The 13978-nt window shown below is 24.6% G+C and carries 15 protein-coding genes and 1 other RNA gene; 8 read left to right on the top strand and 8 right to left on the bottom strand.

Features of this window, described 5'->3' with window-relative positions; all coding sequences use genetic code 4:
* Positions 1-19: 19 nt before the first annotated feature.
* Positions 20-469: a hypothetical protein gene (locus RRG59_RS00475; RefSeq protein ID WP_322902402.1), complete on the bottom strand. Its 450-nt coding sequence runs from the start codon at positions 467-469 to the stop codon at positions 20-22.
* 57 nt (positions 470-526) lie between these two features.
* On the opposite strand from RRG59_RS00475, the gene whiA reads away from it, so the two are divergent.
* Complete coding sequence (whiA, locus tag RRG59_RS00470; protein WP_161553368.1) at positions 527-1378, top strand: DNA-binding protein WhiA; 852 nt, start codon at positions 527-529, stop codon at positions 1376-1378.
* A 61-nt stretch (positions 1379-1439) separates the two neighbouring features.
* Here whiA and eno read toward each other — a convergent pair whose 3' ends face one another.
* From eno to RRG59_RS00445, 5 genes are all read right to left on the bottom strand, one after another.
* The gene (gene eno, locus RRG59_RS00465; RefSeq protein ID WP_322902400.1) at positions 1440-2801 is read right to left on the bottom strand and encodes a phosphopyruvate hydratase; all 1362 of its coding nucleotides are present in this window, start codon (positions 2799-2801) and stop codon (positions 1440-1442) included.
* A 430-nt stretch (positions 2802-3231) separates the two neighbouring features.
* Entirely contained in the window at positions 3232-3534 is a 303-nt protein-coding gene (locus tag RRG59_RS00460; protein ID WP_322902398.1) for a hypothetical protein, read from the bottom strand.
* A 1201-nt stretch (positions 3535-4735) separates the two neighbouring features.
* Complete coding sequence (locus tag RRG59_RS00455; RefSeq protein WP_322902396.1) at positions 4736-4918, bottom strand: Eco47II family restriction endonuclease; 183 nt, start codon at positions 4916-4918, stop codon at positions 4736-4738.
* Complete coding sequence (locus tag RRG59_RS00450) at positions 4831-5319, bottom strand: Eco47II family restriction endonuclease (RefSeq protein WP_322902394.1); 489 nt, start codon at positions 5317-5319, stop codon at positions 4831-4833. Before RRG59_RS00450 ends, RRG59_RS00455 begins: the two co-directional genes overlap by 88 nt.
* Positions 5306-6328 (bottom strand): DNA cytosine methyltransferase, encoded by a 1023-nt coding sequence (locus RRG59_RS00445; protein ID WP_322902392.1) that lies wholly within the window; start codon positions 6326-6328, stop codon positions 5306-5308. The genes RRG59_RS00450 and RRG59_RS00445 overlap by 14 nt, the downstream gene beginning before the upstream one ends.
* A gap of 226 nt (positions 6329-6554) precedes the next feature.
* Here RRG59_RS00445 and ffs point away from each other — a divergent pair.
* The 3 genes from ffs to RRG59_RS00430 all read left to right on the top strand — a co-directional run bounded on the left by ffs (position 6555) and on the right by RRG59_RS00430 (position 7822).
* Positions 6555-6639: signal recognition particle sRNA small type (gene ffs / locus RRG59_RS00440), an RNA gene on the top strand.
* Between the two features lie 24 nt (positions 6640-6663).
* Positions 6664-7146, top strand: coding sequence for an NUDIX hydrolase (locus tag RRG59_RS00435; RefSeq protein ID WP_322902390.1), 483 nt, complete (start codon positions 6664-6666; stop codon positions 7144-7146).
* 28 nt (positions 7147-7174) lie between these two features.
* The gene (locus tag RRG59_RS00430) at positions 7175-7822 is read left to right on the top strand and encodes a LemA family protein (protein ID WP_322900579.1); all 648 of its coding nucleotides are present in this window, start codon (positions 7175-7177) and stop codon (positions 7820-7822) included.
* Between the two features lie 34 nt (positions 7823-7856).
* Here the strand turns inward: RRG59_RS00430 and frr are convergent, their stop codons facing one another.
* Both frr and pyrH read right to left on the bottom strand, forming a co-directional pair.
* Positions 7857-8408, bottom strand: coding sequence for a ribosome recycling factor (gene frr / locus RRG59_RS00425; protein WP_322902389.1), 552 nt, complete (start codon positions 8406-8408; stop codon positions 7857-7859).
* Positions 8408-9127, bottom strand: coding sequence for a UMP kinase (gene pyrH, locus RRG59_RS00420; RefSeq protein WP_036430842.1), 720 nt, complete (start codon positions 9125-9127; stop codon positions 8408-8410). The genes frr and pyrH overlap by 1 nt, the downstream gene beginning before the upstream one ends.
* A gap of 198 nt (positions 9128-9325) precedes the next feature.
* On the opposite strand from pyrH, the gene RRG59_RS00415 reads away from it, so the two are divergent.
* The 4 genes from RRG59_RS00415 (at position 9326) to RRG59_RS00400 (ending at position 13896) form a co-directional block, all read left to right on the top strand.
* The gene (locus RRG59_RS00415; RefSeq protein ID WP_322900581.1) at positions 9326-10228 is read left to right on the top strand and encodes a Cof-type HAD-IIB family hydrolase; all 903 of its coding nucleotides are present in this window, start codon (positions 9326-9328) and stop codon (positions 10226-10228) included.
* Positions 10228-10923 (top strand): ribonuclease HIII, encoded by a 696-nt coding sequence (locus RRG59_RS00410; RefSeq protein ID WP_322902387.1) that lies wholly within the window; start codon positions 10228-10230, stop codon positions 10921-10923. Before RRG59_RS00415 ends, RRG59_RS00410 begins: the two co-directional genes overlap by 1 nt.
* 9 nt (positions 10924-10932) lie before the next feature.
* A complete protein-coding gene (gene lysS, locus RRG59_RS00405) occupies positions 10933-12405 on the top strand; it encodes a lysine--tRNA ligase (protein ID WP_322902385.1) in 1473 nt (490 codons plus the stop codon).
* A 312-nt stretch (positions 12406-12717) separates the two neighbouring features.
* Positions 12718-13896 (top strand): restriction endonuclease subunit S, encoded by a 1179-nt coding sequence (locus RRG59_RS00400; RefSeq protein ID WP_322902383.1) that lies wholly within the window; start codon positions 12718-12720, stop codon positions 13894-13896.
* Positions 13897-13978: the final 82 nt, after the last annotated feature.

Genomic DNA, 13978 nt, shown 5'->3' with positions numbered 1-13978 from the left:
CTAATAATTTAGTGATATTTTATTTTTCAAAAGTGAATAATTTTCTCATAAATTTATTCTTCTCATATGGTAGTTTTTCTGAATAAACTATTTTAACTATTATTGGACAAATAAAACCAAATGTTATAGAATATAAACTCATAATAGCATATTTTCTTTCACCCTCTAATATTAATAAAACAAAACCAATTGTTCCAATGATGATTAAAATAGTGCCAATAACCATAGAAATAATTAAGATTATTTTTAATACATTATTTTCTTTTCTATATTTATATTCTTTTGTTTTATTGTATACATTATTATTCAATAAATAAATAATTATCGATACAAAAATAATATTTATGCTAAATAAAGCAGATGAAACTGTTTTACTTCAAAATAAAAATAAATGTGCAGTTGAAAAAGAAATGAATATTAATAAATATATAAAAATTAATATTATTCATGTTTTTGACTGTTTGCTCATATTTTTATATTATATTAAAATAAAAAACTTATATAAATTTAATATAATATAAAAATAATGACTAATAATAAATCTTCTTTTGCATGAGAAATAAAAAAAGAAGTAATAAATAATTTAAAGAAAAACCAGGAAATTACTTCTTTTTTGAATGGAGTTATTTTTTCTAATGCTATTTTAAAAGATGATTATTACGTTCTAAATATTAGAAATACTTACATTTTAAATAAATTAAAATCTAAACTAGATAAAGTTAAAATAAATTTTGATACAAAAAATACACAAATTAAAATACATAAAAATAATTTTATTTTAAAAACAGACTTCAAAGAGTTTTTAACTGCTTTTTTTGGTGGTATTTTTGTTGGAGGCGGAAGTATCTCAGACAAAAATTCCACTTCATATCATTTAGAAATTAAAACTAATTACAAAGAACATACTGAGCAAATTATAGAAAAATTAAATGAATATGATTTTGATTTTCATTTATTGAAAAGAAAAGAAAAATATTATGCATATATAAAAAAACTTGATAACCTATTAGATTTTTTATCGGCTATATCTGCTAAAAAATCTTGATTTATTTTACAAAATATAAAAATAAATAGGGATCTAGAAAACACTTCAAATCGAATGAACAATATTGATATTTCAAATTTACAAAAAATTGCAAACAGTTCAATTAAATATATAGAAAACATTAATTATATTCTAGGTAATAATTATTCAAACGAGTTCACAGAAAATCAATTAGTAATGTTTAGAATTAAATTAGAAAATCCTTGAATTTCACTTGAAGATTTATCTAAGAGATTAGAAGTAGAACATAATATAATAATAAGCAAGAGCGGATTAAACCATTGATTTAGAAAGTTAAATTTATTTGTTTTAGATAAAAAACAAAAATCTTAGTTATGTTCACAAAAGAGAAAGAAAAATAAACATTAAAAACCAGTTTCCTGGTTCTTAATGTTTATTTCTCAATATTGTAAAATGAATTTCTTCCTTGGAATTCTGAAGACATACCTAATTCTTCTTCAATAGCCAATAATCTATTGTATTTTGCTATACGATCTGTTCTTGACATAGAACCTGTTTTAATTTGTCCTGCATTCATAGCAACAGCAATATCAGCAATAGTTGTATCTTCAGTTTCACCTGAACGGTGTGATACAACAGCTGTCATATTAGCTTTTTGTGCCATTTGAATAGCATCAAATGTTTCAGTTAATGAACCAATTTGATTTACTTTAATTAAAATAGAGTTCATTGATTTTTCTTCAATAGCACGTTTTAAGATTTCAGTATTTGTTACTGTTAAGTCATCACCTACAATTTGAACTTTTTTTCCTACTTCTGCAGTTAGTTTTTTAAATCCAGCTCAATCACTTTCTGCTAAACCATCTTCAATAGAAATAATTGGGTATTTTGAGATTAGACCTTTTAAGTATTCTATCATTTCATCAGTTGTATAAGTTAATTTAACATTAGTTAAATGTTCAAAGCCTGGTTGTTTAGATTCGATTGCCTCTTTTAATTTTCCGAATGTATAAACACCATCTTTATATAATTCAGATGAAGCACAGTCCATAGCAATAGCAACTGCTTTATCACCTGAAGTAGCAGGTACATAACCAGATACCTTAATTGCTTCAACTAAGAAATCAAGTGCTTCTTCATGTGATTTGAAGTTAGGTGCAAATCCACCTTCATCCCCAACTTGTATTCCATGTCCATTTTTCTTTAGTAATTTAGCTAAGTTGTGAAATACAAAGTTTGCCATTTGTAAAGCTTCACGAATAGATTTTGCTCCAACAGGCATTATCATAAATTCTTGGAAGTCAATAGTATTTGAAGCATGTTCTCCACCGTTAATAACATTTAACATTGGAACAGGTAATTGGTGAGCATTAAATCCACCTAAATATTTGTATAATGGTAATTCTAATTCATTTGCAGCAGCTCTTGCAACAGCTAATGAAACACCTAAAATAGCATTAGCTCCTAGTTTTGATTTTGTAGGTGTACCATCTAATTTAATCATAGTTTGATCAATTAAACGTTGTTCTGTTACTTCAATACCTTGAATTTTTGGGGCAATTTGTTGATTAACATTATTAACAGCTAACATTACACCTTTTCCACCAAATCAATTGTTTTCATATTTAGAACCTTTATCTCTTAGTTCTAACGCTTCTCTAGAACCAGTTGATGCTCCTGAAGGGACCATAGCAGATCCGTATCCACCTAATTCAGTATAAACTTCAACTTGAACAGTTGGATTACCACGTGAGTCTAAAACTTCACGAGCATGTATTTTTTTAATTGCTGACATTAATTCTCCTTTAATATTAATAGTTTATATAAAATCTTTTATATTATACATTAATAAATTTAAAGCAATTTATGTATTCATTTTTTTGTATTAAATTATTCTTATAACAGAACTTCGAATTTATCTATTTTCTGAAAATCTTTATAATTTTTATTTGTAGGTATTACAAAACATTGTTCAGATTTTGTTCAAGAAAAAGATCGATTGAGTGAATCAGAATAATTTTTTTCTTTTCGTAAGTTATGTATTATAAGCGACAAATTAATATTTTCATTTTGTCTTATAAATTTATCTTCATATCATAAGAAACCTTTTTTATGATTTACAGTCATATTTATTTTATTTTTGTCTAAAAAAATTTAAATTAATTCCTACAATTTTTTAGGTGGTTCATTAAAATAGTTTAAATATTCATATCTTCTAATAACTATTAAATTGTTATTGTCTTCAAAGAATTTTTTATTGTTTCAAATAAAAATGAATTCTCCTTAACATATAATAAATCATAACCTCTTATATTTTCAATACCATCATAAGTTGAATATATTGTTAAGGTTTCGTCCAAACCGAAAGGAAGATTTCCACTAGATTTACGAACATTTCATCCATCTCAGATGTTTCTTGAATTAAATCTATATGATTCCATAAATTCATATTCATCTTTAGGATGATAATTTAGATAATAATTATCTATGTTATAAAAATTTATAAATCTTTTTTCCCTTGAATTCATTGTTCAGTAATATCAATAACATCTTTATACCAATATTTTTGTTTTAAATATTTGAAAACCAGATGATTAGGTTCATTATTTCTAATAATGAACAAGAACTCACTAAAACGAGAGAAAATAAAATAGATAAAGAAAATAATTTTAGAAGTTTTTTAGTTTAATTTTCATATTTATTATCCTAAATTATCCTCTTTGTTTTTATTAGGCAATTTTCTTATATACCATTCATTTAGTTTTGAATTAAAAATCTTTATCATATTGTATTTTTCTAATTCTAAGTTACTTAAACTTAACATTTCATTTAGAATTTTTTCTTCATTAGTTTTTAAATTTTAAAAACTAAATTCTTCCCACCAGCACCACCATTAAAGTAATAATCTGTTTTGGGACTTTCATTAATTACAACTCATTCAACTTCTTTTATTGAATCAACTTTATTGTTGATACTAATAAGTTCTTTTTCTAATTCTTACATATATTTATATATTTATCTGGAAATAAAAACCTTTATCCTTAAAAGACAGATATTTATCAACTATAGAATCATAATTTCTTATTTTTTTAAGATATTATCAAAATTTAAAGAAAGAAAAATTAAGTGAATCATATATATAATAAAAAAATTTATTCAAGTAATAGCTGTTGCATCTAAAACTTCATCATAAATACTGCTAAAATAATCAACCTTCATTGTAACTAAGTGACAAAAAAAGCAGCTGTTACAATCCATAACAAAAAGATAAAAAAGCATCAATATTTATATATTCTCAAAAATTTCCTTAATAATTGAACTTGATAATCATATGCTTTTTTAAAAATGACATTTATTTTAATTTCCTCTTTAATACTTTTTAATCTATCATATACATCAAAGAAGAGTTCAAATTTTATTTTTTTAATAAAAATTAAAAAAATATAGAAATAATAAATGTTGGTACATTCAAAAGTATTAAAACTATAGATGCATAATAATATTCCATATTTATTCCTTTTGTATTAATTTAATTCTTATTATTTTTTATAGGTATGTTTAAAGTCTTGTAATCAAAACGATTATATGATTCAAAAGTTATTTTATAAAGAGTTTTTAATATATATTCATCAATTGACTTTAATTCTTCTAAAACAGTATCTTTAGAGTTTTGTTTAATTTGAGGAAACTTATTTAAAACGTTTTTAAGTGATATTTGTAATTGATTAATTAGTTGAATAAAGCATCATGAATATCTGTAACAATTTCATAAAAATAATCAATAGACATAATTCTGATATTTGGATTTGGTTTACTATTATTTATTATTCATTCTTTATTAAAACTGTGCATAGAAATAACTTCAACCAATATAAAAACACCATTAGGATTTTCCTTGTTATGTATTTGCATTTTATTATGAATGAATTTAGCATTAGAAGAGTTCTTGTATTGTGTTTATTTTTAATTTCAATATAGTATTTTATTTTAGTTTTAGGATGAGTAAAAATAACATCTCAACCTTTTTCTGGGACATAACAATTCTTTATGTATTTAAAAATATTTTGATGAAAATAACCAATTATGTTGTTGTTTGTTTTATCTTTTTGTCTATTTATTTCTTGTTTAATTGTTTCTTCTAATTTATTGTTGTATATTACACTATCAAATAAAAGTTTAATAGGATCTATTTTATTTTTCAAAAATTTATTAAGGTCAAAAGACTGTATGGATTTTTGATATTGTAATATAGTTTCAAGAATATGATTTTCAAAATCAACTTCATTGATAAAAGTTAAATTATACTTTGTCATTTAATTCCTTAAGTGATTTATAAATTTCCTTACCAACTTCAAATGCTAAATTACAAGGAACTACATTACCTATTTGTTTATATTGGCTTGATATATTTCCAGTAAATACTCATTCATCAGGAAATGTTTGGATTCTTGCAGATTCTCTTATGTTAAAAGGTCTGTTTTCAAAAGGGTGACATCTATCAGTTTGTTTCATTTGTGGAGTAGTTAAGATAGTTAAAGAAGGTTCATCTAAACTCATTTTTCTTAAAATACCAGTTCTACCACCTTCCATATCTCAACAAGACTTCATATATTTTTTTGCTATTTCTTCTGGTATATCTTTTCAATAGCCACCAGGGGGAACAAGTTTAAATATTTCTTCTTTTTCCTTACTATATTTAGAACCTAAACTTTCAGGTACATTAAATAAAATATCTTTTAATACAATTTTTTCTTCAATTTTTAAAGGGAAATTAAAATTGACTTTATTAATTAAATCTTTTCTAATTCCAATAAGTATTAATCTTTCTCTTTTTTGAGGAACTCTATAATCATAAGCATTTAAGACTTTATATTTAATTTCATAACCTTTAGAACTTAAAATATCATAAATAGTTTCGAATGTTTTACCTTTATCTATGCTTAATAAACCTTTAACATTTTCAAATAAAAAGAATTTAGGTTTTAATTTTTCTAAAAACATTGCATAATGATAAAACATAGTTCCCCTGATATCTTCTAAACCTAGTCTTTTACCAGCATAACTAAAACTTTGACAAGGAGCACCGCCAGAAAGCAAATCAAGTTCAAACTTTTTAATATTAAATTTCTTTTCTAAATCTTGATTTGAAAGAATTGAAATATCCTCTTGAATAACATTTCATTTAGTTCTATTTAACCTTAATGTATTAGCAGCATTTTTGTCAATTTCTACCAAACCTATATGTTCAAAACCTGCTTTTTCTAAACCGATTGCCAAACCACCTGCACCTGCAAATAATTCAATACTTTTATATCTTTTCATATGTGGTTTTATTATATAAGATATTAATAAATTTATTTTGTAATTATGTATTTGCTCATAATTTTTTATTTTTAAACAAAATAATTTTTCAAAAAGAAATAAATATTTTTTAATCAAAACTTATAAAATCTATAGGAAATAAAAACCAAAAACTATTGAATTAATTTATTTAACAGTTTATATATCCTGATACTAATGCAAAATAAATATATATGTTATAATTATTTTGCCATTGGAACAATAACCCACTAACTTGGTCAGGATAGAAATATAGCAGCCATATGAGGAAGTGTTGTGTCTAGTGGTCTTTTTATATTTTTTGAAGGATGATAAATATGGAAGACGTATTTTTTGAAGGCCAAAACGGAACAAAATTTAAATATAGAGTTAGTATAATAATAAAAAATAAAAATAAAATATTAATAGCAAGTGACCCTTGAAACAATTACTGATATTTACCTGGTGGAAAGGTGAATTTATCTGAATCAATAAATAATGCAATAAAAAGAGAGTTAAAAGAAGAACTAGATTTAGATGTTAAATTGATTAAAAAACATTGATTGGTAGAATCATCATTTTTTAATGAATTTAATAAAAAACAATATCATGAATTATCTATAATAGCATCAGTTATTCCTAAAAATAAAGAAATTTTTGAAAAACAAGAAATAATAACAAACATTAATGGTCATAAATTAACATTTAAATGAATTAATATTAATGAATTAAATCAAATTAATTTTCATCCAAAATTTCTGGTATCTAAATTAAAAAGAAAATTACCAGAAAATGTAGAAGTATTTACAGATTTTAACTAATTTTATATAATTTAATAAAGGAGAATTAATGTCAAATTTAATAAATACATCAAAACCAAGTAATCCAGAAGGATTTCAACCAAACGTAGATAATTCAGAAAAAAAAGCAAGTGCAAGCACTGCTTCTAAAGTATTTTTTTGAGTAATCGGCTTAGTTATTTTTAGTTTAATTTACTACTTTGTAAAAAGAAATAGATTTAATCAATTACAATTTAAAGTTAATAATGCAGCTAGCTCAATTGACGTTATTTTAAATCAACGTTATGATACTTTAACCAAATTAGTAAATCAGGTAAAATCATACAAAGAATTTGAAAAAGAAACATTATCAGATATTACTAAAATGAGAGCTTTAACATTGCAAGGTGGAATTGCAAACGCAAACGAATTAGAAAAATTAAATAGTAGTGTTTTTGGCAGATTAATGGCTGTTTCTGAATCATATCCAGAATTACAAAGCAGTTCATTATACAAAGAACTAATGAACCAATCTACATATTTAGAAAGAGAATTGCAAGCAGCAAGAAGAACTTATAATTCATATGTAAATCAATTTAATGAAATTCTATTTACATTTCCTTCAAGTATAGTTGCTTCAATGTTAAATCTAGAAACTTTACCATTATTTGTAGCATCCGCTACACAAAAACAAGATGTTTCAATGGCGAATTTATAATAAAAAAATGGATTTTAAAGCTAAAAATCCATTTTTATTTATTCATTAATTCTTTCTCTTTAGACTTGGTTAATTCATTAATTTTTTCAATATAAGAATCAACTGTTTTTTGGACAGAATTTAAATATCTTTCTTGTTCGTCTTCAGATAATTCTTCATTACTTTTAATTAATTTGTTTATGTCTTGTCTTGAATTTCTTACACCAACTTTTGCTTGTTCTGTATATTTAGAAAGGTTCTTAATCATTTCTTTTCTACGTTCAACAGTTAATAATGGAAAAGTTAATCTAACTTGATTTCCTTCGTCTACAGGAAGAACACCTATATTTGCTTTTTCGATTGATTTTGCTATATCTTTAACTGATGTAATATCATATGGTTTAATCAATAATTGTTGTGGCTCAGGGATACTTATGTTTGCAATTTCATCTAATGAAATCAATGAATCATAATAATTAATTTTTATCCCTTTTATTATTTGTGGATTTGCTCTACCTGTTGAAATTTTTGACATTTCAAATTTAAAGTGATTAATTGCTTTTTCACACTTATCACTTAATTCTAATAAATATTCTTCTAATTGCATTATTTAGTTACCTCTGTGTGTGTTATAGAACCTTCTAGTGCTCTAATTATTGAGTTATCTTCAAGAAGGTTAAAAATAATTAAATTAATATTATTGTCTCTAGCCATACTTGTAGCAGTTAAGTCCATTACTTGTAATTTTTTTTCTAAAATTTCATCATAAGTTATTTTGTCATACCTAATTGCCTTGTTATTTTTTCTAGGATCACTATCATAAACACCATCTGTTCCGTTTTTCCCCATTAAAATGACTTCAGCACCTATTTCAGATGCATATAAAGTAGCAGCAGTATCAGTTGTAAAGAAAGGTCTTCCTGTTCCTCCAACAAATATGACTACCTCACCATCTTTTAAGTATTTAATTGTTTTTTCATTAATATAATTTTCTGCGACTTTTTGATCCATATTTAAAGAACTCTGAACTCTTGATTTTAGTCCTACTAATTCAAAACCACTTCTTAAAGCAAGACCATTCATTATGGTAGCTAGCATACCAATGTAATCAGCTCTATTTCTAGGGATACCATTTTTTTCAGCAGATGCACCTCTTCAAAAGTTTCCTCCACCTATAACAATAGAAACTTGTATTCCTTTATTAACAATTTCTTTAAGTTGTAAAGCTATTCTTTTAACTAAATCATTATCAATAGCTAAATGTTTTTCTTTATTAGCAAAACCTTCGCCTGAAAGTTTAATTAAAATTCTTTTATATTTAATCATTCATACCTCATAATCTATGCTCATATATAGATTTCTTAAAGTTATATGATAATTATAAACAAAAAATAAAACAGAGTAATAAAAAATAACAAATATGCACATTTATAAATTAATTACATATAAAAATAGTAATTTTTATATGATATAATTAAAAAAAATAACATATTTTATTCAATAAAAATAATTAGTGAGGTAAAAATGCAAAAAGAAAGATATTTATTTGCAATTGATTTAGATGGAACTACCTTGCAATCAAGTGCAACTGGCCAAGTTCATGAACAAACATTAAAAGCAATAAAAAGAGCAAAAGAAGAAGGACATATAGTTTGTATTTTAACAGGGAGACCATGAAGAAGTACTAAATTCATATATGATACTTTAGGTTTAGATACAGTTGTATCAAATTACAATGGTGCACATATTCACCATCCATATGATGATGAATTTATTCCATACATAAAATATTTAAATTTAAATGAAGCATTATATATTTTAGGTGATGAAAAAATCCAAAACGAAATTACAAATTTAGCAATTGAAGGCCCAGACTGAGTTCAATTACAACATAGAGATGAAGATTTAGAAAATGTCTTTGGTTTTTCAACTACATCAAAATTAAGAGTCGGTTTAGATTTTCATAAAATACCTTTAATGCCTACAGGAATAATTTTTGATGTTAAAAAAACAACAGATGTTGAAAAATTAAGGTGTTATCTAAAATCAAGATACGGAGATTTAGCAGAATTTTCTTATTGATCAAAAGGAGAAGGATTAAGTCCTGTGTTTGATATGACAAACATTACAGCTAATAAAGGAAAAGCATTAAGTATGCTAATTAGATACTACGATGTTAAAGTAGAAAATACAGTTGCCCTAGGTGATGGATTTAATGATGTTCCTATGTTTAAAATTGCTAATGTATCAGTAGCAATGGGGAATTCAACTAAAGATATAAAACGTTATGCAACAGTTAAAATTAACAAAACAAATAAAGAGGGTGGAGTTGGTTGATATATTAATAAATTCTTAGATAATCCTCAAGCAGAAATAAACAAATCAAACGAAAAAAGATATAAAAGAAGTCAAGCAGAGGAAGAATAGTGAATTTTTACGATAGTTTATTAAATGTTGATTATCAAAACAAAAATGTTTTAGGTATTGATGAAACAGGAGTAGGTGATTATTTTAGTCCGATTATTTCAGTGTGTGCTTTTTTGCCTAAAGAAAAAGAACAATGAGCATTAGAATTAGGGGTTAAGGATTCAAAAAAATTAAGTAAACATCAAATCATACATATTGGTAAAAAATTAATTAATACTATTCCTTATACTTCATATAAGTTAAGTCAATCCGGTTATAATTCCATAATATCAAAGAAATTTAATTCAAATGAAATTAAATACTTAACTCATCTTAATGCAATTATCAAATATAAAGAAAAATACCATATTGAAAATAACAATAATCAAATCATCCTTATAGATCAGTATTCAACATTTAATGCAATTATCAAATATAAAGAAAAATTTGAAAAAATGAATTTTTTTCAAATTTTATCAAACTCAAAAGTTGAAGTTTACTTTCAACACAAAGCAGAATCAATTCATTTGTCAGTTGCTTGTGCATCAATCATAGCAAGATATATATTCATACTTGAAATGGAAAAACAAAATAAAGAATGAGACTTTAATTTTCTTTGAGGTGCTAATTCAAAAGTCAAAGAACAAAAAGAAGAATTTATAAAAAAATTTGGCGAAGACTCGCTTTTTAAAATTTGTAAAATGAACTTTAAATAAAGGAAAAAAATGCAAAAACATACAGAACAAGAATTAGTTAGACGTGCTAAATTAAAAAAATATGAAGAATTGGGGATTCAACCTTTTTCAACTGCAGATGGGTTAAAAAAATTACACTTATCTGACAGTATTTTAATGAAATGCTTTCCGTTAACGAGGGAAGAATTAGAAGAAAAACAAGTAAAAGTAGCAGTATCAGGAAGAATAATAGCTATTAGAGGACCTTTCTTAGTAATTAAGGATTATGATCATCAAAATCAAATTTATTTTAATAAAAAATTAGATGAAAATCAAACTAAACTATATGATACTTTAGATATTGGTGATATTATTTATGTAGAAGGAATTGTGATGAAAACTCACACAGGTGAGTTAGCGATCAGGTCAAAATTCCTTAAACTATTAACTAAATCATTAAAGCCCTTACCGGATAAATTTTATGGATTAGCCGATGTAGAAGAAAGATATAGAAGAAGATATTTAGATTTAATTGTAAGTTTTGAAGATCAAGCGCGTACCTTATTCTGAAGAAGATCACATATCATTACTTTAATCAGAAAATATTTTAATAATTTATCTTATATGGAAGCAGAAACACCAATTTTACATGATTATTTATCTGGGGCTTCTGCTAGACCTTTTAAAACACATCACAATGCTTTAGATCAAGAATTTTTATTAAGAATAGCAACAGAAATACCACTTAAAAAATTACTAGTAGGTGGTATAGATCGTGTGTATGAAATTGGACGTATCTTTAGAAATGAAGGTATTGATACAACACACAATCCTGAATTTACTTCTATTGAGTTCTATGAAGCTTATTCAAATTTAGAAGGTATGATGAAGAGAACTGAAAACCTCTTTAAATATCTTGTTAAAAAATTAAATATTCATACTATAAAGATAAAAGGGCAGGAAATTAATTTAAAACAACGTTTTAAGAGAATTAATATGGTTGATGCTGTTTCTGAAGCAACAGGTGAAGACTTTAGAAATATATCACTAGACAAAGCTATTGAAATAGCAAAGAAATATAAAGTAAAAATTGAAAAATTCTTCAAGGTAGGTCATATAATTAATGCACTTTTTGAAGAATTAATAGAAGACACCTTAATCCAACCTACTTTTGTTTATGGACACCCAATTGAAATATCACCATTAACAGCAAAATCTACAGACCCAAGATTTACAGAAAGAGCAGAACTCTTTATAAACAAAAAAGAATATGCCAATATGTATACAGAGTTAACAGATCCAATAGACCAACTTGAAAGATTTAAATCTCAATTAGAAGAAAAAAACAACGGGAATGATGAAGCAAGTGAAATCGATTGAGACTTTATTGATGCTTTAGAATATGGAATGCCTCCTGCTGGTGGATGTGGAATAGGTATTGATAGATTGATTATGTTATTAACAAATAAAGAATCTATCAGAGAAGTTTTATTATTTCCTACAATGAGAAGAAAAAACCACTAATTTAAGTCAAGAATAAAAAATAATTTATAACAGAAATATTATCCTGAGTTTCTGAGTTAATTAAGATAAAAAGACGAAAACACCTATAAAATAGGGAAATTCGTCTTTTTATATATCTAATTTACTATGTATAAAATCTCTGAATTTGAAATAAATTAATAACTATTAAAAAATCTTTTTTAAATATAACATATTTGAGTTATATAATACATATCATTTTATTATTTAATAATACTGATTTAAATTTATATACTCATTATATGTCTGTATTTAGAGACTTATAATGTTATAATTAAATAAATAAAGGTAATTATGAAAAAAGTTTTAGTTCCATCTGTTAGATTTAAAGGGTTTGATGAAGAGTGAAAAGAGGAGAGATTAGAATATATTGCCAAAGTCACAAATGGCAAAAGCAATACATCTGATAACAATAAATGAGGACAATATAACTTATATATAAGGTCAGAAGAAATTTATAAAAGTAATAAATATATTTTTGATGTTGAAGGTGTTATTACAGTAGGAGATGGTAACATAGGAAAAATATTTCACTATGTTAATGGAAAATTTGATTTACATCAACGTTGTTACCTTATTTATGAATTTCAAAATATATGACCTAAGTATTTTTATTATTATTTTTCTCAAAACTTTTATAAAAGAGCTATATTAATGTCATATACTGCTACAGTTAATTCAATTAGAATGAACACAATAACTGATATGGATATTATGTTTCCAAAGGAATTAATTGAACAACAAAAAATCGGAAAACTTTTAGACCAGATTTCTAATCTAATTACCATCGAACAATCAAAACTCAATAAACTTAAGCAACTTAAACAAACTCTCTTACAAAAGATGTTTCCAGAAGGTAATTCAAAAGTACCTAGAATAAGATTTAAAGGATTTGAGGGAGAGTGAGAAGAAAAGAAATTAGAAAACATATATTCATTTGCTAGCGAAGGTGGTACACCTGATACAAATAAAGATATTTATTACAAACCTGGGTTATTTTATTTCACAAAAATAGAAGATATGGCGAATAAATATATATACAATACAAAAGCAAAAATAAGTGAATTAGGACTGAAGAATTCATCTGCTTGAATAATACCCAAAAATAATATTCTTTTTAGTAATGGAGCAACAATAGGGAATGTGTCTATAAATAAGGTAGATTTATCAACTAAACAAGGTATAGTTGGAATGATAATAAAAAAGAAGTTTAATCTTGAATTTATTTATTATCTACTTAAATCAGAAAATTTTCAAAGTAAGGTTGCAGAAAAAATAACAGTAGGAACTATACCAACAGTAGCAATTTTTAATCTTAAGAAAATAGAGTTGTTTTTAAGTAAAAACATATATGAACAACAAAAAATCGGAGACTTCTTTAGTAAGATTGATACCCTTATCAATCTTTACAATTCCAAACTAAATAAACTTAAACAAATCAAAGAAGGTTTATTACAAAAAATGTTTGTATAATTTCTATACCTTTTTAAAATATATATCCATTGAAAATTGTAAATAAATAATTAAATAAAAAATACTTAAACCACTATAGTAC

The organism is Mycoplasmopsis felis (assembly GCF_034647055.2).
Taxonomy (GTDB): Bacteria; Bacillota_I; Bacilli_A; order Mycoplasmatales; family Metamycoplasmataceae; genus Mycoplasmopsis; species Mycoplasmopsis felis.
The sequence above is the reverse complement of the archived record's forward strand: the minus strand, read 5'-3'. Positions and strand labels throughout refer to the sequence as shown.